The organism is Cupriavidus sp. L7L, from assembly GCF_004353535.1.
Taxonomy (GTDB): Bacteria; Pseudomonadota; Gammaproteobacteria; order Burkholderiales; family Burkholderiaceae; genus Cupriavidus; species Cupriavidus oxalaticus_A.
This window is the reverse complement of the sequence record NZ_SMNY01000009.1, coordinates 429011-450728: the sequence shown is the minus strand read 5'-3', so window position 1 is coordinate 450728 and position 21718 is coordinate 429011. Positions and strand designations below refer to the sequence as shown.

Here is a 21718-nt window from a genome sequence, read left to right as displayed (position 1 = left end):
TCTGTTTAACCCAGCGCCCGAATACGGGGCACCCAGGCTTCGACGCCCTGCTGAATAAGCTGGAGCACATGTTCAAATGCTGAACGCGGCTGGCGATAGGGGTCGGGGATATCGAATTTTCCCACTTCGCCCAAGCGAAAAACCTTGCCTGAAGCGGACGGGTAGCGGCGCTGGATTTCGCGCTTTTGCTCGCTGTCCATTACAAGGATCATGTCCGCCTGGCTAGCCAATGCTTGGGTGAGCTGTTGGGCTCGGTGCTGATGGATATTCAACCCAGCCTCGGTCATGAGGTCGGTGGCCATGGAGTCGGCAGGCCTGCCAACTAGCGCGCCCAGGCCGGCTGACTCGACCTGCATTTCCGGCAGGGCCTGGCGCAACTTCGCTTCGGCCATAGGGCTTCGACAAATATTGCCGATGCAAACGACAAGTACACGCTTAATCATTTCAGCGTATTCGCAGTGGAATTAAAGAAATTGGCGCTCGGGATAATCTGGTTGATCACGCGACTCCAGCGCACCACCCCGGCGGCGTCCACATACACCACGTCCTTGGGCTTGAGCTCAAACGATTCCGCCAAGGCCAGCGACACCGGAGACTTCCCGTCAAGGTGGAATACTTCAGCATCGCCGTCGGTGTTCTTACGGATGACGTAGACCTCTTTGGCATTGGCGGTAACCGGGTTCACACCACCCACGTCGCCAATGGCTTCGTTCAGGGTCAACCGGCCATTGCGGGGCAGTACCGTCGATGGCCTTACCACTTCACCGGTAACGAACACCTTGCTGTCCTCGCGTTGCTCCACGCGCACGATGTCGCCACCGCGCAGCAGGATGTTTGCTGGATCGACACCCTGCTGCAGCAGCGCGGGCATGTTGACGTAGTAATTCTTGCCGCCGCGTGAGACTCGGATACGACTGTTGTCGCCGGTGAGGACGTTGATCCCGCCGGCTCGGTTTAGCGCTTCCACCAGGGTCATGGGAACGTCGTCGATGTTTTGCGGCCCTGGCGTCTTGACTTCGCCATCCAGGTAGACCCGCTTGCTGCGATAGGCAAGCACGCGGACCGTGAGCTGGGGCATGGTGACAACGTTCTTGAGCGCGGTACTCAGTTCACCTCGAATCTGATCCGGGGTCTTGCCAGTGACTTTCACCACGCCGGCATACGGGAACTGGATGGTGCCAGCCGGACTCACCACGTAGCCTGGTACGTTGGCCGCCCCACTGTAGTTGGGGATGTCATAGGCGGCGCCAATCGAGTAGGTCTGCGTGGGGAATACCAGCTCGGGGTGGTCCCACACCACGATTGACAGGATGTCGCCAGGCCCCAGTGTGTACGGCGCCGGCGTGCCGAACAGATCCGCCACGCCTTCATTGGTCGGCCGGGCAGCAGCCCTTTGGGCGCGCACCAGTTCTGGCGTGATTGGGGTGACCTTGGGTACAGAATTGGGATCGTCCGGGTTCAGCGGACGCTGCGGATCAAAGCGCATACCCGGAGACAGCGCGCAGGACGCCAGCCAGGGAACCATTGCGATTGCGACCAGCCCTCTTCGGACACTCGGGAGTCTTGACAGCATTGAATACGTCTTCAAAGGTTGACTTGACGCCGAAGACGCGTGAAGCGAGGGCTTGCCGGGTGGCTGTGCCAGCGGCATCCCTTCCTGCGAACGCTTTGCATTCTTCCGGCGTGCCTGGTGTAACGCCGGACTGCCGGCCCCCACCACTTCCTCCACCCAGCATCACGGGCTTGCCGATGGCACGCCTCGCGCAGCTTTCTTAGCCGCTCTGGATCTGCATCGCGTCTGGCATCAGCGCGATTTTCTCGAATTTGGCCATTTTAGCATTTCGACCTTCCAGTGACCATGGGTTTTCCCGCATTGCAACAGGCGGATAAATGTCTACTACAAAGCACATGGCATGGTGTCGCTGCAGTGCAGCAAAGTTCCGCCCCCTGAGGGCAAGAGACGGGAGACTGCGATTAGGCGGCCAGCGATCCCGGACAACAACACCCAAGCGGGTGAGATGCAATGTTGCGACGCCGCAATACATTCCCGGCATCGCATAAGGGGTCCAAATGGCGAGGACGGCAGCGCCTTATACATCACCACATTCCTTGTGATGCTGCCGCTCCGCATGAAGCACCAACCAAGTTCTTCATATAAATCAATTGATTAGGGAATTCTTGGTTGCAACGGGACATACCTGCCGCTTCAGGTCAAATGTTGCCCGCCCGGGAGACTGGACGTGATGTTAATGCTTCGGTAACGGCGCTTGTCGGTACGGCTGCCACATTCTTTACCCCACAAAGGGGGTACCCCCACGATAGTAGGGGTGCAGTGCACAAAAGCCGTTCGGATAATCCGGGGAAGTGAGCGAAACAAGGCCTTGATAAAGCCCTATGACCATGAACAGCGCGCCCTTTATTCTGCTAGGCCTGGTGGTGTTCGAATTGTTATGGTTCGTACCGTTCCAGCGGGTCTTCCGGCAGGCACATTTTTCTTCCGGGTACGCCTATCTTTCGCTGGTGCCCCTGCTGGGCCCTCTCCTTTGCATCTGGATCCTTGCCTCGAAGCGCTGGCCGCTCAAGTCCAAACTGGTCAAGTCGTATTCTTGACAGTTGGCGATGGTTTAGGCGTTCCTGGTTCCCCGTGCCATTTGCGCCATTTTTATTCAATGTGAGACATCTAGAGTCTTCCCTCTAGACTCAAATCCCGCGTTAGGTGGCGGAGGCCGCGCTGGCCATGGGTTCTTCCTGGTAGCCGTCTTGCTCCTTTTTGACCGACTGGCGCGCGTCCCGCACCTTGCGGCAGGCCAAGTCTTTAGTGTGGCACTTCACCCCCCGCTCGGATGGGTGAAGGAACTTGGCCCAGTAGCGCTCCCTTCACTATAGTTCTCTACACATAGCCGTTTGTTATAGCCAAGACACCGTTTCGTACTGGTGGGGCAGTGGGAACGAAAAATCCCAAATTTGTGTCAAACCCCACAAATGTGCGGCAGGTCATAGAAGTGGCGGAGTGAAACGTAATATAAGGTTTCACCTAGTCGTTTTTTCCGAAGAAGCGCATATGATTGCCGCATCCCCTCCGTTGGGGGGTTTACCTAAAAGTGGCACATGTCGTTAACGCACCATAGAGTGCATTCTGCCAACCCACCGGGTGGCGGTAAGTGCATACGACAGTAGCAGGCCGCGGCGCAGGAAAAAGATGGGCAGCCAAGTTTGAGTATGGCGGCCTAGGGGAGCTGGAACCGGCACACGCAATGTACCGGTCTATTCTGTCAACGATCACGGGTGAGGAAATGTCAATCGACATCGATGTGACTGATAAGCCTTATTACAGTACACGTACCGCTGCGAAACTCCTTAACGTATCGCTCGGAACGGTTCAGAAAATGGTGGAGCGCGGTGAGCTGGGAGCATGGAAGACCAATGGCGGCCACCGCCGTATCCACAAGGAGACGGTTCACAACTTGCTGGCCACCCGGGTGGGCAGCCAGCCGGCATCCGAGCATGAACTGGATCTGGTGGTGTTCCACCCTAACCACCAGGAAGCCCAGCGCATCCACTCTCAGTTGTCTAAGTGGGGACTGCCGCTCAAGAGTGTCGTGGTGGAAGACGTGCTCGACACGGTGATCACTTCAGTCAGCGCCCATCCGCGCGTAGTGCTGTACTACGTAGAAGAGCTGGACGACGCTGAATCGGCCACCATCGAGAAGCTGCAAAACTTTTTTTCCAAACTGCACGTCGTCTTTGCCGTCATCACCAACCGCCAGGCCTATGACGGTGTGGCGGATGCCTTGCAGCACTGGGGCATCATGGTTTTCCTCAAGACACCGTCGCTTGAAGAGGTCAAGGGCTTTCTGCGGGCCCAGTTGATGATTGGCCGAAGAGGCTGAGTGCTCGCCCCGGGGTAAGCTAAGCCCGGGGACGCATGACTAGCTACGGCGCTGTCACTCGTTGCACGAGGACAGCGCCTTTTTCTTTTGCACCGCTGACAACTGAGCCCTGTGTACGCGGGGACCGGGACTGCTCTCGCCTCTCATGCCACCGCGGCCGTGTGCGGCACGGGCTTGTGGAGTCGCTGCGTTTCCATCATCCAGCCGTACAGGTTGCGCGGATCCGGCGGCACAGCTACCAGTTCGACAGCCCGGCCGGCATGGTGGACATGGGCGGCCGCGTACAGCCAGCGCAGCGCGGCATAGTCTTCCAGCGCAAACCCCACTGAATCGAAGATCGTCACATCGTCGACAGCGGTGCGGCCGGGTGCGCTGCCTGAGAGGACCTGCCAAAGCTCGGTCACCGGGTGGTCCGGCGGCAACTGCTGGATCTCGCCCTCGAGCCGCGTTTGTGGCTCGTACTCCACCACGACATGGGACGTGCGCAAAATGTCAGCATGCAGTTCGGTCTTGCCCGGGCAGTCCCCGCCCACTGCATTGACATGAATGCCCCGCTGGACCATGTCAGGCGTCAGGATGGTCGCGCGTGTCTTGTCAGCGGTGACGGTCGACACAATGTCCGCGCCGGCCAGGGCCGCATGCACTGATGTAGCCGGCACTATCTCCAGCCCCGGCACCCCCGCAAGGTTGCGCATCAGCCTTGCCGTGGCGGCGGGATCGATGTCGTAGGCGGCGATCTCGCGCACGCCCAGCATGGCGTGGAAGGCAAGCACCTGGAACTCGGCCTGTGCGCCGTTGCCGATCAGCGCCATGGTGCGCGCGCCAGGCCGCGCCATCGCCTGCGCCGCCAGCGCCGAAGTGGCGGCGGTGCGCAGCGCGGTGGCCAGCGTCAGGTCGGCCAGCATCAGCGGGAAGCCGGTTTCCACTTCGGCCAGCAGGCCGCACGCCATCACGGTTGGCATGCCATGCTGCGCATTGCGCGGATGGCCGTTGACGTACTTGAACGCGTACTGGATGCCATCGCTCACCGGCATCAGCTCGATCACGCCGCGCGCGGAATGGCTGGCCAGGCGGGCGGACTTGTCGAAGGCATCCCAGCGCAGGAAGTCCTGGCGGATATGTTCTGCCATCTGCACGATGGCGGGCTGCACGCCGAGCGCGGCCACCAGCCGGGCCACGTCGTTGGCGTCGAGGAACAGCGAGCGGGCGGTCTCTTTCATGATTGGCTCCATCATGCCGCGGCCGCGGCGATGCCGGGCCCGCTGCTGCGGTCGAGCCGCAGCGTCATGCAATAGGCGCCGCCGCCTGAGAGCATGAAGGGCGTCAGGTCGACCTCGTGCAAGTGATAACCGCGCCGGCTCAGTTCGGTGCGCAGATGCGGCGTGGTGCGGGTCATCACCACCTGGTCGTCCAGGTTGACGGCGTTGACGCTGAAGTGGCGCAGGTCGTCGGCGCTGGCCTCGATGCGCAGGCGCGCCGGCAGCCGGGCGCGCAGCTCGCGCAGCGCCGCTTCGCTGAAGGCCGGCGGGTAATAGAGGATCTCGCCGCCGGACAGCGGGCAGAAGCAAACGTCGAGGTGGTAGCTCTGCTCGGTGGCCAGCTCCAGTGCCACGACTTCCTTGCCAAAGAAATCCGACACGGCGGTGGCCGCCTCATGCGACGAGCGCGGCCCGAAGCCGGCCCAGAAATGGCCGCGGCCGGCATCCCAGATGCAGTCCCCCGCGCCCTCCTGGAAGCAGCCTTCGGGCAGCAGCGCCACTTCATCGAGCAGGCCGCGCTCCCGCAGCGCGCCGAAGATGGCCGCGAACGGCACTTCTTCGCCGCGGCGCTGCGGGTAGCGGAAGCGCGCCAGCAGTGCGCGACCGTCGAGCACCACGGCGGCATTTGCCGGGAACACCATGTCTGGCAGGCCGGGTGCACCCGCGGCCACTTCCACCGTAAAACCGGCCCGGCCCAGCGCGGTGCGCAGCGCGTCGAACGACTGCATGGCGTTGCTGTGCATGCCGCGCGGATCGCGCGCCCAGGCGGCGGGGTCCATCCACGGATTGATGCTGTACGACACGTCGTAGAAGGTCGGCTCGACAAGCAGGATCGTGGGGGTGTGGATCACGGCGGCTCCTTATTTAGGGGTTCTTGAAAGAATTCAGTCGATTGCATTCTGGTGCAGGCTGGTGTTAACTAATAGCCAGCAAGTTGTGCAATTTGCCTCCTGTGTCGATCAAAACGCCAGACACTATTGGCAATTCGACAAAACGCCCCTTACGCCATGGATGCCACCGATCAACAACTGCTCTCCCTGCTGCGCGACAACGCCCGGACGCCGGTCACCGCGTTGGCGCAAGCATTGCGCGTGTCGCGTGCAACCGTGCAGAACCGGATCGACAAACTGGAGAAGGAAGGGCTGATCGTCGGCTATACCGTGCGCCTGCGGCCCGAGGCCGAGGCGCACCGGATCCGCGCGTGGATGACGATCGCCGTCGAAGGCAACAAGGCCCGCACCGTGTTGCAGGCCCTGCGCGGCGAGCCCAACGTACAAGCCCTGCATACGACCAATGGGCGCTGGGACATCATTGCAGAGCTGCGTGCGGACACGCTCGAGGCGTTCGACCGGACGCTGGATCGGATACGGCTGATCGAGGGCATTGCAGCTACGGAGACGAGCATCCTGCTCTCTACTTACAAGCTTTGAACTTGCCCTTCACCGGCAGGCTTATGGCGCATAAGGTGAGGCTCCTACACCGCGGCCATTCTTCGCTAATCCGGACAACGGCCTGGATTCATCGCGGCACCGCACGTATGCAGATAGTATTGCGAGTCCTGGTTTTCGGACTGTTCAGCGTTTGGCATCCATGCACCTCTGGAACCTGGTTTCCCATTTCGGCGAGAGCGCTTATCTGCTGCCTAGTGCGCTGCTGATCGCAGTGTGGCTCCGCTACAGCCACACAACCGGCAGCGCCCTGCGCTGGCTCGCAGCCGTCATGACCGCTGCGGGGACGACCCTGATATCCAAACTTGCCTTCATGGGATGGGGACTGGGCATCCCCGCGCTCGATTTCACGGGCATTTCCGGCCATAGCGCGATGGCTGCGGCGGTATTTCCCGTGCTTCTTTATTTGTGCATACCGGCATCGCGGCCCGGGCTGGCGCGGTTCGGCGTGGGCTGCGGCATTGGCCTGGCCACGCTGATCGGCTGGTCGCGCCTGGCCCTGCATGCGCACTCGCCGTCCGAGGTTGTCACCGGGCTGGCATTGGGGCTGGCAACCAGCCTGGCCTTCCTCAACTGGCCCGGGCATGGCGCTCTGCCCCGTAGCGTGGCGCCGCTGGTCGCCGCACTGGTTGGCTTGGCCACCCTGCAAGCGCTCACCGGCGCAAGCTTTGTCGGCAACACTCACCGCTTGGTAGAAAGCACGGCGACCTTCCTGTCGGGGCACGATCATCCCTACCGCCGCGGCGAGCCAAAGAGTGAGTAAGGCTGCGAAGCCAGCTCCGAAGTGCCGGCTCGAAATTGCCGCGGATGCCGACCACCAGCCCGCCGATCGCCGGCCACCACATCTAGTAGTGCAGCGGCAGGGCGCGAGAACGCGGCGACATCTTGCTCTTGCCGAACAGCACGGTGAGGGAACGACATGGGGACGCCCCTTTTTTGCTCTTGTGCGGTGCGTCACGCCCCAACACAGGGATGCGCTGCACCAAAGGCGGCCACATATATCACCGCGTGATATATTACGTGCACCATTCCCAAGCCGCCCCCAGTCCAAGAATGCCAACTGCCCCCGCTGTCGCCTCGCTGGCGCAAAATACACGTGCATGGCTGCGCACTTTTGTGCCGTTGCCGGTCGCTGCCAACCGCCATGAGCGCATCAAGAGTTGCTTTGGCGCGCTGCTAGGCCTCTTCATCACCGAATGGATCAGCCACCAGACGCTGGGCGGATTCAATCCCTGGTTCGTCGCGCCGATGGGCGCCTCGGCGGTCCTGCTGTTCGCAGTGCCGTCTTCGCCACTGGCGCAGCCGTGGTCGATCATCGGCGGCAACCTGTTCGCGGCACTGGTGGGCGTGGCCTGCGCGCGCTGGATTCCGGACCCGGGCCTTGCCGCGGCGACGGCGGTGGCCGTGGCGATTGCGGTGATGTTCCAGTTTCGCTGCGTGCACCCGCCCAGCGGCGCCGTGGCTGTCACGGCGGTATTCGGCGGCCCGGCGGTCAGTACGCTCGGTTTCGGCTTCGTGGTGGTGCCGGTGCTGTTCAACTCGATGTTGCTGCTGCTGATGGCGCTGGCCTTCAACAACCTGTCGCGGCGGCGCTACCCGCACCGCCCGCCCGAGCCCGCGGTGCAGCATGGCACCAAGGACGTGCCGCCAACGCAGCGCGTGGGCTTTACCCGTGCCGACCTGGACGCGGCCCTGCAGGCGCGCGGTGAATTCCTCGATATCGAAGAAGACGACCTGGAAGCCATCCTGGTGGCGGCGCAGCTGCACGCGTACCGGCGCCACTTCGGCAACGTGCTGTGCGGCGAGATCATGTCGCGCGACGTCATCCTGGTGCGGCCCGAGCAGCCCGCGCACGAGGCCGGCCACCTGCTGTCGCGGCACCGCATCAAGGCGCTGCCGGTGGTCGATGCGAACAACCGCCTCGAGGGCATCATCACGCAGAGTGACTTTTTCGCCGCACAGCGTGATACCGGCGCGCGCCGGCTGGCCGGCACCGTGCGCGACCTGATGACGCGCGCCGTGGTCACCGCGCGCCCCGACCAACCCATGGTGGAGCTGGCGCGGGCCTTCTCCGACGGCGGCCTGCACCATGCGCCGGTGATCGACGACAAGCACCGCGTGGTCGGCATGGTGACGCAATCCGACCTGGTTGCCGCGCTGCTCAAGAGCGGCGTGATGGCGGTGCCGGGCTGAGGCTGGCCCTTTCCCCCGGTGCCGGCCACGCCCGGCGCCTTCTAGCTCCGTTTCCGCCTCCCCGCGTTGACGCCACGGCCCGCCGCGCTGTTCAACGTCACAAAGCTATGGCACTGTGGATGCGTCCGGGCATGCTGCGCCGGCGCACCGCGGTGGTGGCGCCTGAAGCACCCTTCCAGCACCCCTTTGGCATCGCCCGCCCCGGCGTAGGCTATATTTACGCCGTTTCCGTCACACCGGCGGGCCCAGGGAGAGCCATCGATGAGTTCCGGTCAGTTAATCGAGAAGATTGCTGCAGTCTTTGCGCTGATCGTGTTGATCGGCGGCTCGCTGCTGGTGCTCGCACCATTCACCACGGCGCTGCTGTGGGGCGCGATCCTGGCCTACAGCTCGTGGTACCCGTACACGGTGCTGTCGCGCTGGCTCGGCAACCGGCGCAGCCTGTCGGCGCTGATCTGCGTGCTGCTGGCCACGGTGATCGTGCTGGGCCCGTTCGTCTACGCTGGCGCCAGCTTTTCGGCGCACGTCGACGACCTGTCGGCGCTGGTCAACCGCTATATGGAACAGGGCATCCCGCAGCTGCCCGAATGGCTGAGCAGCCTGCCCTATGTCGGCACTTACCTGCAAAGCTCGTGGAACAGCATCATCAACGCCGACTCCGAGATGGTGGCCAACCTGCGCAAGCTGATCGCGCCGGTCGGGCATGTGCTGCTCGGCGCCGGCCTGTCGATCGGCGCGGGGCTGGGGCAGCTGGCGCTGTCGATCATCCTGGCATTCTTCTTCTATACCGGCGGCGAGTTCGCCATCGCGTGGTTGCGCGCGGGCATGCGCCGCATTGCCGGCGAGCGCGCCGACCACCTGCTGGAACTGGCCGGCAGCACGGTCAAGGGCGTGGTCTACGGCGTGCTCGGCACGGCCTTTATTCAGGCGGTGCTGGCCGCCATCGGGCTGTGGATCGCCGGCGTGCCGGGCGCGGCCATCCTCGGCTTCGTCACCTTCTTCCTGTCGGTGGTGCCGGTGGGCCCGCCGCTGGTGTGGCTGCCGGCGGCGCTGTGGCTGTACCACACCGGGTCCACCGGCTGGGCCATCTTCCTGGTGATCTGGGGCGTGGGCGTGGTCAGCATGGCCGACAACATCGTCAAGCCGCTGCTGATCAGCAAGGGCACCGGCATGCCGCTGATCTGGATCATGCTGGGCGTGCTGGGCGGCGCGCTGGCGTTCGGCTTCCTGGGAGTGTTCATCGGCCCGACGCTGCTGGCGGTGGCGTATGCGCTGCTGCGCGACTGGACCATCGGCTCGCAGGAGGAGCTGAAGCAGGAACTCGCGCGCGACCTGAAGCCGGGCGGCGCGCCGGCGGTGTCCGCGGCGACGCACCCCGCCGCGGCGGCCCCGGCGGCTCCGGCAGTCCCCGCCGTGGTCGACAATCCCGACGTGCCGCCGGCGACCACCGGCAAGCACTCCGGCTGAACGGCTGATGGCAGGTCCAGACAACGCTCCCGCACCCGCCTTGCCCGATACCTCGCCCGCCGCGCTGCACCGGCTGGTGGCGTGCGAATACTGCGATGCGGTCTACGAGCGCACCCCGATCTCGCCCGGCGAGCGCGCGCTGTGCCTGCGCTGCGGCGGCGAGCTGTACCGCGAGAGCCGCCGCCATTACCGGCGCCTGCTGCCGCTGGTGGTCACCGCGCTGATCCTGTTCCTGGTTTCCAACGCCTACCCCATCGTCGAGATGGACCTCAAGGGGGTGCGCACGCAAACCACGCTGCTGGGCGCGGTGCACGCGCTGTATGAAGACCACATGGCGCTGGTGGCGGCGCTGGTGTTCGCCACCACCATATTGTTCCCGCTGTCCGAGCTGCTGATGATGATCTACCTGCTGGTGCCGATGGCGCAGCACCGCATGCCCCTGGGCTTCGACCGCATCGTGCGCGGCATCCGCCAGACGCGGCCATGGGGCATGATCGAGGTCTTCATGATCGGCGTGCTGGTCACGCTTGTGAAGCTGTCCACGATGGCGCGCGTGCTGCCCGGCATCGCGCTGTGGTCGTTCTCCGCGCTGGTGATCGTGCTGGCGGCGATGCTGTCGTTCGACCCGCGCGACCTGTGGCGCTACCTGGAGACGCCGGACGATGAGGGCGCGACAGGCGGGTCCGGCGAGGGCGGCCAATGACGAACGCGCTCCCGCCACAACCGCCACGGCCTTCGCGCCCCGACCGCCTGGCGCACCCGCGCCGGCTCGCGCGCGAAGTGGTGGCCGAACTCACCGACGACGACGAACGCACGCCGCTGCCGCAGGTGCCCACCGCCGGCCGCCTGGGCCTGCTCTCCTGCCACGCCTGCGACCTGGTCAGCCCGCGCACGCTGGAAGGCGAGCCCTGCCCGCGCTGCGGCGCCACGCTGCACCACCGCAAGCCGGACAGCCTGGCACGCACCTGGGCCTTCCTGCTGGCTGCCTTTATCCTGTACATCCCGGCCAACATGCTGCCGGTGATGGTCACACAGTCGATCCTCGGCACCCAGCGGGACACCATCCTGTCCGGCGTGATCTACCTGTGGCTGTCCGGCTCGCACATGCTGGCGGTGCTGGTGCTGATCGCCAGCATCATTGTGCCGCTGCTGAAGATGCTGATCCTTACCTTCCTGCTGCTGTCGGTGCATTTCCGCGCGACCTGGCGCATCCGGCAGCAGACCCGGCTGTACGGGCTGGTGGAAGTGATCGGCCGCTGGTCGATGCTCGATATTTTCGTGGTGGCGCTGCTGGCCTCGCTGGTGCGGGCCGGGGCGCTGGCCACCATCATCCCGGGCGGCGGCGCGCTGGCCTTCGGCGCGGTCGTGGTGCTGACCATGCTGGCCTCGCTCAGCTTCGATCCGCGCCTGCTGTGGGATTCGCTGGAAGACGACAATGCCCGACACTGAACAACATCCGCCTGATCCCGCCGCCCCGCCCGGCCCTCCCGGCCCTCCCGGCCTGCCGCGGCCCGAGCGCCGGCGCCGCGCGCGCTGGCTGCCATCGCTGGTGTGGCTGATCCCGATCGTCGCGGCGGTCGTCGGCGTGTCGCTGCTGGTGCACACGCTGGCCTCTCGCGGGCCGGAGATCACCGTCAGCTTCCGCACCGCCGAGGGCCTGACGCCGGGCAAGACCGCGGTGCGCTACAAGGACGTCGATATCGGCCTGGTCAAGTCGGTGCGGCTCGCGCGCGACCGTTCGCATGTGATCGCGTCGATCGACCTGACCAAGGACGCCGAGAACTTCGCCGTGGCCGACACGCGCTTCTGGGTGGTGCGCCCGCGCTTCGCCGCCAGCGGCGTGTCGGGGCTGGAGACGCTGCTGTCCGGCGCCTATATCGGTGTCGATGCCGGCAAGTCCGGCGAGACCACGCACGAATTCAAGGGACTGGAAGTGCCGCCGGTGGTGACCACCGACGCATCCGGCAAGCAGTTCGTGCTGCGCGCCTCCGAGCTGGGCTCGCTCGACATCGGTTCGCCGGTCTACTACCGCCGCGTGCAGGTAGGCCAGGTGGTGGCCTACCAGCTGGAGCCCAACGGGCGCGACATCACGCTGAGGGTGTTCGTCAACAAGCCCTATGACAAGCTGGTCACCGCCGATACGCGCTTCTGGCATGCCAGCGGCGTCGACCTCAAGCTCGATGCCGGCGGCCTCAAGCTGTCGACGCAATCACTGGTGACGGTGCTGCTGGGCGGCGTTGCGTTCCAGGCGCCGGAGCGTACCACCGCCACCGATGCCGCCGCGGAAAACACGCAATTCCTGCTGGCCGCCGACCAGTCCGAGGCGATGAAGGAGCCCGAGGAACTGGCGCCGACGCTGGCCATGCTCAACTTCGACCAGTCCGTGCGCGGCCTGTCGCCGGGCGCGCCGGTGGACTTCCGCGGCGTGATCGTGGGCCAGGTGCGCTCGATCGGCATCGAATACCAGCGCGACAAGAAGGCCTTCCGCATGCCGGTGGTGGTCGAGCTGTACCCGTCGCGCATGGGCTTCCGCGAACGCGACGTGGAAGACCGCGCGCGCGCCCGGCAGATCATCGAGGGCCTGCTCAAGCGCGGCATGCGTGCGCAGCTGCGCACCGGCAACCTGTTGACAGGCCAGCTGTATGTGGCGCTCGACTTCTTCCCGAAGGCGCCGCCCGCCAAGGTCGACCTGGATGCGCCGATCCCCGAGTTCGCCACCACGCCGGGCACCTTCGACCAGCTGCAGGCGCAGGTCGGCGATATCGTCAACCGCATCGACAAGATCCCGTTCGACCAGATCGGCCAGGACCTGCGCACCACGGTGGCAAGCCTGAACAAGACGCTCAACACCGCCGACCAGCTGGTGCAGCAGCTCAACGGCGACGTCGCGCCGCAGGTGCTGGCGGCGCTGCAGGACGCGCGCAAGACGCTGACCGCGGCCAACGGCACGCTGGCGTCGGATGCGCCGCTGCAGCAGGACACGCGCCGCATGCTGCAGGAACTGACGCGCACCGCCACGTCGCTGCGCACGTTGACCGATTACCTCGAACGCCATCCCGAAGCGCTGCTGCGCGGCAAGCCGGAGAAAGACTGATGAAGCGCCATCCCCCAACCTCCGCACCTGCCGCCGTGCTTGCCCGCTGCGCCATTGCCGGCGCCATTGCCAGCACACTGGGCGCCGCCGTGCTGGCCGGTTGCGCCTCGCCGGAGCCGCGCTACTACACGCTGGCCCAGGGGCCTGCAGGCGTCGCCACGCTGCCGGCGGCGACGCCGGCGCCGTCGACCAGCACGCTGTGGCTGGAAGTCGCGCCGGTACGCGTGCCGGAGCGCCTCAACCGGCCGCAGCTGGTGGTGCGCGACGGCGGCAATGACGCCAGCCTGCGCCTGCTCGACCTGGCGCGCTGGTCGTCGCCGCTGCCGGATGAGTTGCGCGATGCGCTGTCACAGCGCCTGCAGGCCACGCTGGGCGCGGTCGATACCTACCAGCAGGGGCTGTCGGACGTGCAGCCGCTGTATCGGATCACGACGGAAGTACTGCGGCTCGACGCGGATGTCGGACAGCGCGCCGGCGCCACGATCAACTGGACCGTGCGGCGGTTGCCGGACGGCAAGGTGGTCAGCGGCCGCACGCAGGCGGAGTTGTCCGCGCCCGGCGAGGTCGATGGCGTGGTGGCGGCTTACCGGGAGATCGTGGCAAGCACGGCGAAGGATATTGCGGCAGGGGTGGAGGCGCTAAGGCGATAAACCGAACGCGACGGAGCTTGCCGGAAGGAAGGTGCGCCCAAGCCGCGAGATCTGGCCTCAGCAAGGTGTTCTCCCTCTCCCCTCAGCGGGAGAGCAAGGGAAGCAAACCAGCGGTAGAAAAAACGCCCTCAGTCATCCCCCCACACCGCGGCCTCCCGCTCGCGCCGCGCAGCCGCCTCCGCAGCGCGCCGGTGGATGGCCTCGGCCATCGCCGCCAGGCATTCCGCCGCCCCGCCCCGCACCAGCCTCACCGGGCACGCCAGCATCAGGTTCACGGGCAAGCCGAAGTCCTCCACCACGAACCCGCGTGCATCCAGCGGCCGGCCTTCCGCGTCGGTCACCACCGTGGCGCGATCGCGCACCGTTCCCAGGTCCGCGCTGTAGCCCCATACCGGCTTCTGCAGCGCCACCGCAAACCCCACCTCGAAGGCCGTGCCCGAGTCCGGCTCGCCCGGCCCGCGGAAATCGTCGAGGTTGGCCATCACCATGTCCGCGCGGCGCAGCAGCGCGATATTCGCGTCATAGATCCAGCGCGCCGCGTCTGGCGCCGACAGGCCTGCCGGCGCCGCCTTGTCGAGTGGATACAGCCCGGTGAAGCCATGCGCCGCGCACAGCGACTTGAGTTGCTCGCCCCAGGCGATGGCGTCCTTGCGGAAGACGTCGAAGCCGGCCAGGTAGATGGTTTTCATGGCGGTGTGTTCTTCAGGAAAGAAACGGGATGCCGCAGCATAACCTGCCGCCGCACGAACATCGCACAAAGTTGCTCGCGCGCCGGGGCGGCAGCGGCTGTGTGGTGGCCGGCACGACGCGGGGGCTTGCGCTACCATCTCTGCTCCCTCCGCCGCTACCGCTACCCCTCATGTCCGCTTCCCAGATCCTCCAGGTCGGCCCGCTCGCGCCCCAGACCAATGCCACGCTCCAGCAACAGTACGGCGCCATCGCGCTGTGGCAGCAGGGCGATGCGCTGGCGTGGGCGCGCGAGCATGGCCAGCAAGTGCGCGTGGTGGTGACCTCGGCGCGCCATGGCTGCAGCGCCGCGCTGATCGACGCGCTGCCGGCGCTGCAGGCCATCGTCAGCTTCGGCGTGGGCTACGACTCGATCGCACTGGATGCCGCCCGCGCGCGCGGCATCCAGGTCAGCAACACGCCCGACGTGCTCAACGACTGCGTCGCCGACCTGGCTTTCGGGCTGCTGCTCGACGCGGCGCGCGGCATCGCCCACGGCGACCGCTTCGTCCGGGCCGGGCGCTGGCCGCAGGGCGGCTTTCCGTTGACGACGCGGGTCTCGGGCAAAAAGCTCGGCATCCTCGGGCTGGGCCGCATCGGCGAGATCGTGGCGCGGCGCGCGCAGGGCTTCGACATGGAGATCGCCTACAACAACCGCCGCCCGCGCGACGGCGCGCCATGGCGCTTCGAGGCCGACCTGAAGGCGCTGGCCGCGTGGTCCGACTTCCTGGTGGTGACCTGCGTGGGTGGCCCGGAAACCGCCGGGCTGGTGTCGCGCGAGATCATCGACGCGCTCGGGCCCGGGGGCATCCTCATCAATGTCTCGCGCGGCAGCGTGATCGACGAAGACGCGCTGGTGGCGGCGCTGGCCGAAGGACGCCTGGGCGGCGCCGGCCTCGATGTGTTCCGCGACGAGCCCAACGTGCCGGCCGCGCTGCAGGCGCTCGACAACGTCGTGCTCGCGCCGCACATGGCCAGCGGCACGCACGAGACCCGCGCCGCGATGACCGCGCTGACGCTGCAGAATCTCGATGCGTTCCTGGCCGATGGCAAGGTGCTGACGCCGGTGCTGTAGTGGCTGGTCCCCCTGCCTATACTGGATACGCCGGCCGCGCGGCCGGTGACAGGAGGCACCATGGGACGCAAGTTTATCGATTGCCGCGAATACCCGAGCGACATCGGCTGCACGGTTGCGATGAGCGCCGACACTGAAGACGAACTGCTCGAAGCCGCGGTCCAGCACGCGGTCGCGGTGCACCAGCACCAGGACACCCCTGAGCTGCGCGCTCAGTTGAAGTCCTTGTTCAAGGAAGGCAACCCGCCGGCCTGAAGCCGGACAAGCTGGCGCCGCAACGGCGCCAGCCCTGGCACTTCCTCGCCGCGGGGCTCATTCGCAGATCCTGATACCGCACTTGCGGCTGCCGGAATACCCATGCCGGTGGTCATGGCGCATCATTGACGCACCGCTATATACGGACGTATATTGCGCCTGACAGTCCACCCATCCCAGCGCCAGCTTTTCTGGCCGCTTCGCCGAGGATTCCCATGTCCGCGTTCCGCTCCGCCCGCACCGGGCGCCGCTCCGTTCTTGCCGGCGCCGTCGGTGCCATGCTGGCCGCCGTGGCGCTGGCCCTGCCCGCCGGGCCGGCTTTCGGCGCCGACCTGGTGGTGTCCGCCGCGGCCAGCCTGACCAACGCCTTCAGGTCGCTGGCCGAGTCGTACGAGCGCACCCATCCCGGAACCAGGGTGGTACTGAACTTCGGTGCGTCCGACGTGCTGATGCAGCAGATCGTCAAGGGCGCGCCGGCCGATGTGTTCGCCTCGGCCGACCAGGAAGCGATGAACAAGGCCGAGACCGAGAAGGTGATTGCTCATGCCACGCGCCGCAATTTCGCCGCCAACGAGGTGGTGCTGATCGTGCCGTCGGACAGCAAGCTGAACATCGGCTCGCTGCAGGACCTGAGGCGGCCGGAAGTGAAGCGCATCGCCTATGGCAACCCGGCCTCGGTGCCGGTCGGCCGCTACACCCGCGGCGCGCTGGAAGCCGCCGGGTTGTGGGACGCGGTCGCCGCCAAGGGCGTGCCGGCGCAGAACGTACGCCAGAGCCTGGACTACGTAGCGCGCGGCGAGGTCGAGGCCGGCTTCGTCTTTGCCACCGACACCACCGTGATGCCGGACAAGGTCAAGGTCGCCGTGCGCGTGCCGAGCCGCACCCCGGTGACCTACCCCATCGCCATCACCAGCCAGACCCGCCAGCAGAAGGAAGCGGCGCAGTTCGTCGACTTCGTGGCGTCGCCGCAAGGCCAGGCGATCCTGTCGCGCTACGGCTTCCAGAAGCCCTGATTTCCGCCACGCCATGGATGCCGTCTGGGTCCCGCTGCTGTTGTCGCTGAAGGTCGCGGGCTGGGCCACGGCGCTGAACGCCGTGCTCGGCGTCGGCGCGGCGTATGCGCTGGCGCGCTGGCGCTCGCCGCTGCGCGACGTGGTCGACGCGGTGCTGACGCTGCCGCTGGTGCTGCCGCCGACCGTGCTCGGCTACTACCTGCTGGTGCTGGTGGGCCGGCGCGGCGTGTTTGGCGAGTGGCTGTCCAGCCTCGGCATCGAGCTGGTCTTCACCTGGCAGGGCGCGGTGCTGGCCTCGACCATCGTCGCCTTCCCGCTGGTGCTCAAGTCAGCCCGCGCCGCCTTCGAAGGGGTCGATCATCAACTGGAAAACGCCGCGCGCGTGCTGGGTGTTTCCGAATCCGGCATCTTCTTCCGCGTGACGCTGCCGCTGGCGGCGCGCGGCATCATCGCCGGCGTGCTGCTGGCCTTTGCGCGCGCGCTGGGCGAGTTCGGCGCCACGCTGATGATCGCCGGCAACCTGCCCGGGCGCACGCAGACGCTGTCGGTGGCGATCTACGAGGCCGTGCAGGCCGGCGACGACAACACCGCCAACCTGCTGGTGCTGGTGACCTCGGTCACCTGCGTGCTGCTGCTGGTGGTCGCCGGCCGGCTGGTGCCCGCCACGGCGCGCAATCCCGCCGAAGTGTATGAACGCCGGCGCCTGCGCCCGCGTGCCGCGCGCTGAGGAACGCCATGGGCATGCATGTCAGCATCCGCAAGCAGATGGTGTCGGCCGACCGTCAGTTTTCGCTTGATATCGATTTCGACTCCGACAGCCGCCGCATCGCGCTGTTCGGGCCGTCCGGCGCCGGCAAGAGCCTGACGCTGCGCGCCATCGCCGGGCTGCTCGCGCCCGACAGCGGCCGCATCGAGCTGAACGGGCGCACGCTGTTCGACAGCGAAGCAGGCATCGACGTCCGCCCGCAGGAACGCCGCGTGGCCTACCTGTTCCAGGAATACGCGCTGTTCCCGCACCTGACCGTGGGCCAGAACGTCGCCTTCGGGCTGGCGCGCGGCTGGCGCAACCCGCGCCGCGGCGCGATCCCGCCGGAAGCGCGGCGCTGGATCGATGCCTTCGGGCTGGACGAGATCGTCGGCAACTATCCCGCCGAGATCTCCGGCGGGCAAAAGCAGCGCGTGGCGCTGGCGCGCGCGCTGGTGGCGCAGCCCGATATCGTGCTGCTCGACGAACCGTTCTCGGCGCTCGATCCCGCCCTGCGCGCCCGCATGCGCGCCGAGTTGCGCACGCTGCAGGCAAGCCTGGAAGTGCCGATGCTGGTGATCTCGCACGATCCCGCCGATGTCGAAGCGCTGGGCGACCATGTGCTCGAGATCCGCGAAGGCCGCATCTTCGGCAGCGGCGACAGCCGCCACCATGCGCCGGTCTACGCGCCGGTGTCGGCGCGCGTGGCCTGAGCGCGCAACAGGCCTTTCTGCATTACCCCACCACCCCCAGGATCACGCTGGACGCCTTGAACACCGCCACCGCCGGCACACCCGCCGCCAGGCCCAGCGTCTCGACGCTGCCATTGGTAACGATCGCGGCGATCGTGCCGCCGCCGTCCAGTTCGATCACCACCTCCGCATTGACCGCGCCCGGCATCACGCGCGACACCACGCCCGGCAGCTGGTTGCGCGCCGACAGCCGCACGCCCGGATCGGGCAACCCAACCAGCACCGAAGACGCCTTGATCAGCACGAACGCTTCCACGCCCGCAGCCAGCCCCAGCGTCTCGACGCTTTCATGCGTGATCGTCGCCACGATCTGCTGGCCGCCCGGCAGCGCCAGCACCACCTCGTCGTTGACCGCGCCGCCACGCACGCTGGCGACGCGGCCGAACAGCTTGTTGCGCGCGCTGGTCTTGATCATCATTCGCCTCATCAGGTGGATATCGTCGGCAGCGCCCTCGCCGAGGCGCGACAGCTGCGCGACAAAGCGCCGGTGTTCGTCCTCGAGCGCGCGGTAGGTGTGGATCAGTTGCTCGCCCCGCGCCGTCAGGCGCGTGCCGCCGCCGCCCTTGCCGCCGGCGGCACGCACCACCAGCGCTTCGCCGGCGCTGTTGTTCATCAGGTCGATGGCGTCCCACGCAGCCTTGTAGCTGATGCCGACCGCACGCGCGGCGGCGGTGATCGAGCCGTGCTCGCCGATGGCGGCGAGCAGCGCGATGCGGTCCTTGCCGCCCCAGTCCTGCGAGCCGGAGCGGAACCAGATGGCTCCCTGGAGTTCAAGCATGAGTAGCCGGCACCGCGAACCGGTGCCGTGACAGAGTGGCAAACGCGGCTATGGTAATCCCAATCCCGTTTCCAGGATCAGCACCTGCACGCCCGCTCCGCTACGCCATGATGTGCACGCCGCCATCGACGTACACCGTATTGCCCGAAATCCGCCGCGCGTACGGCGTGGCCAGGTACGCCGTGGCAAAGCCCACGTCCATGATGTCGACCACCTCGCCCAGCGGGGCGCGCCCAGCGGCATCGGCCAGCATCTGGTCGAAGTCCTTCAGCCCAGACGCTGCGCGCGTCTTCAGCGGCCCGGGCGAGATCGCATGCACGCGGATGCCCTGTGGCCCCAGTTCATGCGCCAGGTAGCGGCAGCTGGCTTCCAGCGCGGCCTTGACCGGCCCCATCAGGTCATAGTTGGGGACCACGCGGTTGGCGCCTTCATAGCTCATCGCGAACAGCGTGCCGCCGTTGTGCATCAGCGGCGCGGCCAGCCGTGCCATGCGGATGAACGAATGGCACGAGACGTCCATGGCGCGCGCGAAGCCTTCCGCGGAGGAGTTGAGCAGCCCGCCCTGCAGGTCTTCCTTCGGCGCGAAGGCGATGGAGTGGACCACCGCATCGAGCCCGCCCCATACCGCTTCGATGCGCGCGAACAGCGCGCGCATCTGCTCGTGGTCTTCCACGTTCAGCGGCATCAGGATCGGCGCCTGCACGGCCTCGGCCAGCGGCGCGACGTGCGGATAGGCCTTGTCGTTCAGGTACGTCATGGCGATCTGCGCGCCGAGCTCGTGGAAGGCCCTGGCGCAGCCCCACGCGATCGAGCCGTCATTGGCGACGCCGGCCACCAGCACACGGGAACCGGCGAGCGGCGGGTTGGATAAGTTGACCATCGATGCCTCCGGGGGAAGACTTCAAGCTGGACTGGGTGGAATAGGATGACTGAAGCGGGTCACTCCGCGCACGGGTCAGCTGCCAGGCCGCGGCGCGGCCTTGCGCTGCGCCGAAGCACGCGAAGCCGGCTTGCCTGTGCTGTCGGCAGCCTGGGGCGCCGCGTGACGATCTGCGCCGACACGGCCTTCTCCAGCGTCAGGAAGGGATTGTCCGCGAGCAGCTGCACGTAACGCTGCCAAACATCGGCGAGGTATTCCAGCGCCGGCTGGCCCGACGCTGCGAATGGATTGGCGCCATCGTCGGATGGATGCGTGGCGGTGCCGGTGTCTTGCTCGGGCGGAACGGCGGCTATGCGTGCGGTCATTCCACTTCCCCCAGTTGGCGCCGCTTGCGGGCGTTGCGCGCTGGCGGCGCAGGCCGGAGTGGCGCATGTTGCACTGCAACCAGGATTAAGCCTAGCAGCCGGCGCTGCCCGCCGCAAGGCGCCGGAGGTGTGGCGATGGCTACGCCTGCCGGATGCAGGCGCGCCAATTCCACCTGTCATCCTGCAGTCCGAATCGTCGCCTATGCGGCCCGGCGCACTTACGCGATGCAGTAGTCCTGACACCCGGCGCAACCGCTGCGGGCCGTTCCGGCGCGTCAGTCTTCGAGGTAGTGCGCGCGCAGCCGCGCGACGTCGACGCCGAGCGCGTCGGCCAGGTAGTTGTCGACGCTGCCCCAGCCCTGCTCGATCGCCTGCAGCGAGGCATCGAGATAGCTGGCACGGACCTCGAGCAGCGGCATCATGGCCTCGGCGCTCACGCCCAGCCGCGCCATGCGGGCCAGCGCGGTCTCGTTGAAGCGGGCATTGCGCTGGTTCGATTCCAGGTAGTTGGCGAGGATGTCGTCCTGCGCCACGCCCAGCGCCGACAGCAGCAGCAACGAGGCAAAGCCGGTGCGGTCCTTGCCCGCGGTGCAGTGGAACAGCAGCGTCTTGCCCTCCTGCGCGGTCTGCATGAAGCCGCCGAAGGCGTCGCGGTAGCGCACCGGGAAATCGCGGTAGACCTCGAGCATGAAGCCGTCGATCTGCGCCGGCGTGCTGGCGCGCAGGCGCGGCATCAGCACGTCCATTGCCATGCTGCCATCGAGCACCGGCACCGCCACCCAGTTGAAGCGCGCACCGAAGCCGGCCTCGTCCGGCGACTTCTCGCCGGGGGAGCGGAAATCGACCACCATGTCGAGGCCGAGCGCATGCAGCCGGTCCAGGTCGGCCGCGCTGGCCAGCGCCGGGTTGCCGCTGCGATACAGCCGGCCGCTGCGAACGCGGCGTCCGGACGCGCCGCGCAGGCCGCCGAGGTCGCGGGCATTGCTGATGGTGTCGAATGCCAGCCCGGCGTCGCCGATCATGCCGTCCAATGCCGCCGGCCCGGGCGACACGACCGTGTGGGCATGCGGAAATGCCCGGTGGAACCACTTGTTCATTATTGCTCCCTGACTGTTCTTATCGATGCGG

At 66.5% G+C, this 21718-nt stretch carries 24 protein-coding genes; 15 read left to right on the top strand and 9 right to left on the bottom strand.

Translation table 11 applies throughout. The features are described 5' to 3' along the window. Positions 1-5 precede the first annotated feature (5 nt). Both E1J61_RS10010 and E1J61_RS10005 read right to left on the bottom strand, forming a co-directional pair. The gene (locus E1J61_RS10010; protein WP_133093903.1) at positions 6-443 is read right to left on the bottom strand and encodes a low molecular weight protein-tyrosine-phosphatase; all 438 of its coding nucleotides are present in this window, start codon (positions 441-443) and stop codon (positions 6-8) included. Beyond that, positions 440-1573: a polysaccharide biosynthesis/export family protein gene (locus E1J61_RS10005; protein ID WP_133093902.1), complete on the bottom strand. Its 1134-nt coding sequence runs from the start codon at positions 1571-1573 to the stop codon at positions 440-442. The genes E1J61_RS10010 and E1J61_RS10005 overlap by 4 nt, the downstream gene beginning before the upstream one ends. An 821-nt stretch (positions 1574-2394) precedes the next feature. Between E1J61_RS10005 and E1J61_RS10000 the strand changes: the two genes are divergently transcribed. Beyond that, positions 2395-2610, top strand: coding sequence for a hypothetical protein (locus E1J61_RS10000; RefSeq protein ID WP_243736827.1), 216 nt, complete (start codon positions 2395-2397; stop codon positions 2608-2610). A 683-nt stretch (positions 2611-3293) separates the two neighbouring features. Beyond that, on the top strand, positions 3294-3890 hold the full coding sequence (locus E1J61_RS09995) for a helix-turn-helix domain-containing protein (protein WP_133093901.1): 597 nt from the start codon (positions 3294-3296) through the stop codon (positions 3888-3890). 143 nt (positions 3891-4033) lie between these two features. Here E1J61_RS09995 and E1J61_RS09990 read toward each other — a convergent pair whose 3' ends face one another. Next, a complete protein-coding gene (locus E1J61_RS09990; protein WP_133093900.1) occupies positions 4034-5110 on the bottom strand; it encodes an ornithine cyclodeaminase in 1077 nt (358 codons plus the stop codon). 11 nt (positions 5111-5121) lie between these two features. After that, on the bottom strand, positions 5122-6000 hold the full coding sequence (locus E1J61_RS09985) for a dimethylarginine dimethylaminohydrolase family protein (RefSeq protein WP_133093899.1): 879 nt from the start codon (positions 5998-6000) through the stop codon (positions 5122-5124). Positions 6001-6156: 156 nt separating this feature from the next. Between E1J61_RS09985 and E1J61_RS09980 the strand changes: the two genes are divergently transcribed. From E1J61_RS09980 to E1J61_RS09945, 8 genes are all read left to right on the top strand, one after another. Then, positions 6157-6579: an Lrp/AsnC family transcriptional regulator gene (locus E1J61_RS09980; RefSeq protein WP_133093898.1), complete on the top strand. Its 423-nt coding sequence runs from the start codon at positions 6157-6159 to the stop codon at positions 6577-6579. A 160-nt stretch (positions 6580-6739) separates the two neighbouring features. Next, on the top strand, positions 6740-7360 hold the full coding sequence (locus E1J61_RS09975; RefSeq protein ID WP_133094220.1) for a phosphatase PAP2 family protein: 621 nt from the start codon (positions 6740-6742) through the stop codon (positions 7358-7360). Positions 7361-7650: 290 nt separating this feature from the next. After that, positions 7651-8790, top strand: coding sequence for an HPP family protein (locus E1J61_RS09970; RefSeq protein WP_133093897.1), 1140 nt, complete (start codon positions 7651-7653; stop codon positions 8788-8790). Positions 8791-9051: 261 nt separating this feature from the next. Continuing rightward, entirely contained in the window at positions 9052-10257 is a 1206-nt protein-coding gene (locus E1J61_RS09965) for an AI-2E family transporter (RefSeq protein WP_133093896.1), read from the top strand. 7 nt (positions 10258-10264) lie between these two features. Further along, complete coding sequence (locus tag E1J61_RS09960; RefSeq protein WP_133093895.1) at positions 10265-10960, top strand: paraquat-inducible protein A; 696 nt, start codon at positions 10265-10267, stop codon at positions 10958-10960. Beyond that, positions 10957-11706, top strand: coding sequence for a paraquat-inducible protein A (locus E1J61_RS09955; RefSeq protein ID WP_133093894.1), 750 nt, complete (start codon positions 10957-10959; stop codon positions 11704-11706). The genes E1J61_RS09960 and E1J61_RS09955 overlap by 4 nt, the downstream gene beginning before the upstream one ends. Next, positions 11693-13351, top strand: coding sequence for an intermembrane transport protein PqiB (locus tag E1J61_RS09950; protein WP_133093893.1), 1659 nt, complete (start codon positions 11693-11695; stop codon positions 13349-13351). Before E1J61_RS09955 ends, E1J61_RS09950 begins: the two co-directional genes overlap by 14 nt. Then, positions 13351-14001, top strand: coding sequence for a membrane integrity-associated transporter subunit PqiC (locus E1J61_RS09945; RefSeq protein WP_240745928.1), 651 nt, complete (start codon positions 13351-13353; stop codon positions 13999-14001). Before E1J61_RS09950 ends, E1J61_RS09945 begins: the two co-directional genes overlap by 1 nt. 128 nt (positions 14002-14129) lie before the next feature. Here E1J61_RS09945 and E1J61_RS09940 read toward each other — a convergent pair whose 3' ends face one another. Then, positions 14130-14690 (bottom strand): nucleoside 2-deoxyribosyltransferase, encoded by a 561-nt coding sequence (locus tag E1J61_RS09940; protein ID WP_133093892.1) that lies wholly within the window; start codon positions 14688-14690, stop codon positions 14130-14132. 170 nt (positions 14691-14860) lie between these two features. Here E1J61_RS09940 and E1J61_RS09935 point away from each other — a divergent pair, with 170 nt between their 5' ends. From E1J61_RS09935 to E1J61_RS09915, 5 genes are all read left to right on the top strand, one after another. Then, positions 14861-15802 carry a 2-hydroxyacid dehydrogenase gene (locus tag E1J61_RS09935; RefSeq protein WP_133093891.1) on the top strand — a complete coding sequence of 314 codons (942 nt, stop codon included), beginning with the start codon at positions 14861-14863 and terminating at the stop codon, positions 15800-15802. Positions 15803-15862: 60 nt separating this feature from the next. After that, a complete protein-coding gene (locus E1J61_RS09930) occupies positions 15863-16057 on the top strand; it encodes a DUF1059 domain-containing protein (RefSeq protein ID WP_133093890.1) in 195 nt (64 codons plus the stop codon). Positions 16058-16272: 215 nt separating this feature from the next. Then, a complete protein-coding gene (modA, locus tag E1J61_RS09925; RefSeq protein WP_133093889.1) occupies positions 16273-17070 on the top strand; it encodes a molybdate ABC transporter substrate-binding protein in 798 nt (265 codons plus the stop codon). Positions 17071-17083: 13 nt separating this feature from the next. Beyond that, positions 17084-17797, top strand: a complete 714-nt coding sequence (gene modB / locus E1J61_RS09920) for a molybdate ABC transporter permease subunit (protein ID WP_133093888.1) — start codon at positions 17084-17086, stop codon at positions 17795-17797. 8 nt (positions 17798-17805) lie between these two features. Continuing rightward, the gene (locus E1J61_RS09915; RefSeq protein WP_133093887.1) at positions 17806-18528 is read left to right on the top strand and encodes an ATP-binding cassette domain-containing protein; all 723 of its coding nucleotides are present in this window, start codon (positions 17806-17808) and stop codon (positions 18526-18528) included. Between the two features lie 22 nt (positions 18529-18550). Here E1J61_RS09915 and E1J61_RS09910 read toward each other — a convergent pair whose 3' ends face one another. The 4 genes from E1J61_RS09910 to E1J61_RS09895 form a co-directional block, all read right to left on the bottom strand. Then, a complete protein-coding gene (locus tag E1J61_RS09910) occupies positions 18551-19345 on the bottom strand; it encodes a TOBE domain-containing protein (protein ID WP_133093886.1) in 795 nt (264 codons plus the stop codon). Positions 19346-19445: 100 nt separating this feature from the next. Beyond that, entirely contained in the window at positions 19446-20225 is a 780-nt protein-coding gene (fabI, locus tag E1J61_RS09905; protein WP_133093885.1) for an enoyl-ACP reductase FabI, read from the bottom strand. Positions 20226-20284: 59 nt separating this feature from the next. After that, on the bottom strand, positions 20285-20590 hold the full coding sequence (locus E1J61_RS09900) for a hypothetical protein (protein WP_133093884.1): 306 nt from the start codon (positions 20588-20590) through the stop codon (positions 20285-20287). Positions 20591-20865: 275 nt separating this feature from the next. Further along, positions 20866-21687 (bottom strand): tyrosine-protein phosphatase, encoded by an 822-nt coding sequence (locus tag E1J61_RS09895; RefSeq protein ID WP_133093883.1) that lies wholly within the window; start codon positions 21685-21687, stop codon positions 20866-20868. Positions 21688-21718: the final 31 nt, after the last annotated feature.

What these genes read in the sequence shown, in the direction of transcription:
- E1J61_RS09930 (WP_133093890.1), top strand. Translation starts at nt 15,863, where the DNA reads ATGGGACGCAAGTTTATCGATTGCCGCGAATACCCGAGCGACATCGGC.
- E1J61_RS09965 (WP_133093896.1), top strand. Translation starts at nt 9,052, where the DNA reads ATGAGTTCCGGTCAGTTAATCGAGAAGATTGCTGCAGTCTTTGCGCTG.
- E1J61_RS09950 (WP_133093893.1), top strand. Translation starts at nt 11,693, where the DNA reads ATGCCCGACACTGAACAACATCCGCCTGATCCCGCCGCCCCGCCCGGC.
- E1J61_RS09990 (WP_133093900.1), bottom strand. Translation starts at nt 5,110, where the DNA reads ATGAAAGAGACCGCCCGCTCGCTGTTCCTCGACGCCAACGACGTGGCC.
- E1J61_RS09895 (WP_133093883.1), bottom strand. Translation starts at nt 21,687, where the DNA reads ATGAACAAGTGGTTCCACCGGGCATTTCCGCATGCCCACACGGTCGTG.
- E1J61_RS09995 (WP_133093901.1), top strand. Translation starts at nt 3,294, where the DNA reads ATGTCAATCGACATCGATGTGACTGATAAGCCTTATTACAGTACACGT.
- E1J61_RS09935 (WP_133093891.1), top strand. Translation starts at nt 14,861, where the DNA reads ATGTCCGCTTCCCAGATCCTCCAGGTCGGCCCGCTCGCGCCCCAGACC.
- modA (WP_133093889.1), top strand. Translation starts at nt 16,273, where the DNA reads ATGTCCGCGTTCCGCTCCGCCCGCACCGGGCGCCGCTCCGTTCTTGCC.
- E1J61_RS09955 (WP_133093894.1), top strand. Translation starts at nt 10,957, where the DNA reads ATGACGAACGCGCTCCCGCCACAACCGCCACGGCCTTCGCGCCCCGAC.
- fabI (WP_133093885.1), bottom strand. Translation starts at nt 20,225, where the DNA reads ATGGTCAACTTATCCAACCCGCCGCTCGCCGGTTCCCGTGTGCTGGTG.
- E1J61_RS09970 (WP_133093897.1), top strand. Translation starts at nt 7,651, where the DNA reads ATGCCAACTGCCCCCGCTGTCGCCTCGCTGGCGCAAAATACACGTGCA.
- modB (WP_133093888.1), top strand. Translation starts at nt 17,084, where the DNA reads ATGGATGCCGTCTGGGTCCCGCTGCTGTTGTCGCTGAAGGTCGCGGGC.
- E1J61_RS09900 (WP_133093884.1), bottom strand. Translation starts at nt 20,590, where the DNA reads ATGACCGCACGCATAGCCGCCGTTCCGCCCGAGCAAGACACCGGCACC.
- E1J61_RS09975 (WP_133094220.1), top strand. Translation starts at nt 6,740, where the DNA reads ATGCACCTCTGGAACCTGGTTTCCCATTTCGGCGAGAGCGCTTATCTG.
- E1J61_RS09980 (WP_133093898.1), top strand. Translation starts at nt 6,157, where the DNA reads ATGGATGCCACCGATCAACAACTGCTCTCCCTGCTGCGCGACAACGCC.
- E1J61_RS09960 (WP_133093895.1), top strand. Translation starts at nt 10,265, where the DNA reads ATGGCAGGTCCAGACAACGCTCCCGCACCCGCCTTGCCCGATACCTCG.
- E1J61_RS10005 (WP_133093902.1), bottom strand. Translation starts at nt 1,573, where the DNA reads ATGCTGTCAAGACTCCCGAGTGTCCGAAGAGGGCTGGTCGCAATCGCA.
- E1J61_RS10000 (WP_243736827.1), top strand. Translation starts at nt 2,395, where the DNA reads ATGACCATGAACAGCGCGCCCTTTATTCTGCTAGGCCTGGTGGTGTTC.
- E1J61_RS09915 (WP_133093887.1), top strand. Translation starts at nt 17,806, where the DNA reads ATGGGCATGCATGTCAGCATCCGCAAGCAGATGGTGTCGGCCGACCGT.
- E1J61_RS09940 (WP_133093892.1), bottom strand. Translation starts at nt 14,690, where the DNA reads ATGAAAACCATCTACCTGGCCGGCTTCGACGTCTTCCGCAAGGACGCC.
- E1J61_RS09910 (WP_133093886.1), bottom strand. Translation starts at nt 19,345, where the DNA reads ATGCTTGAACTCCAGGGAGCCATCTGGTTCCGCTCCGGCTCGCAGGAC.
- E1J61_RS10010 (WP_133093903.1), bottom strand. Translation starts at nt 443, where the DNA reads ATGATTAAGCGTGTACTTGTCGTTTGCATCGGCAATATTTGTCGAAGC.
- E1J61_RS09945 (WP_240745928.1), top strand. Translation starts at nt 13,351, where the DNA reads ATGAAGCGCCATCCCCCAACCTCCGCACCTGCCGCCGTGCTTGCCCGC.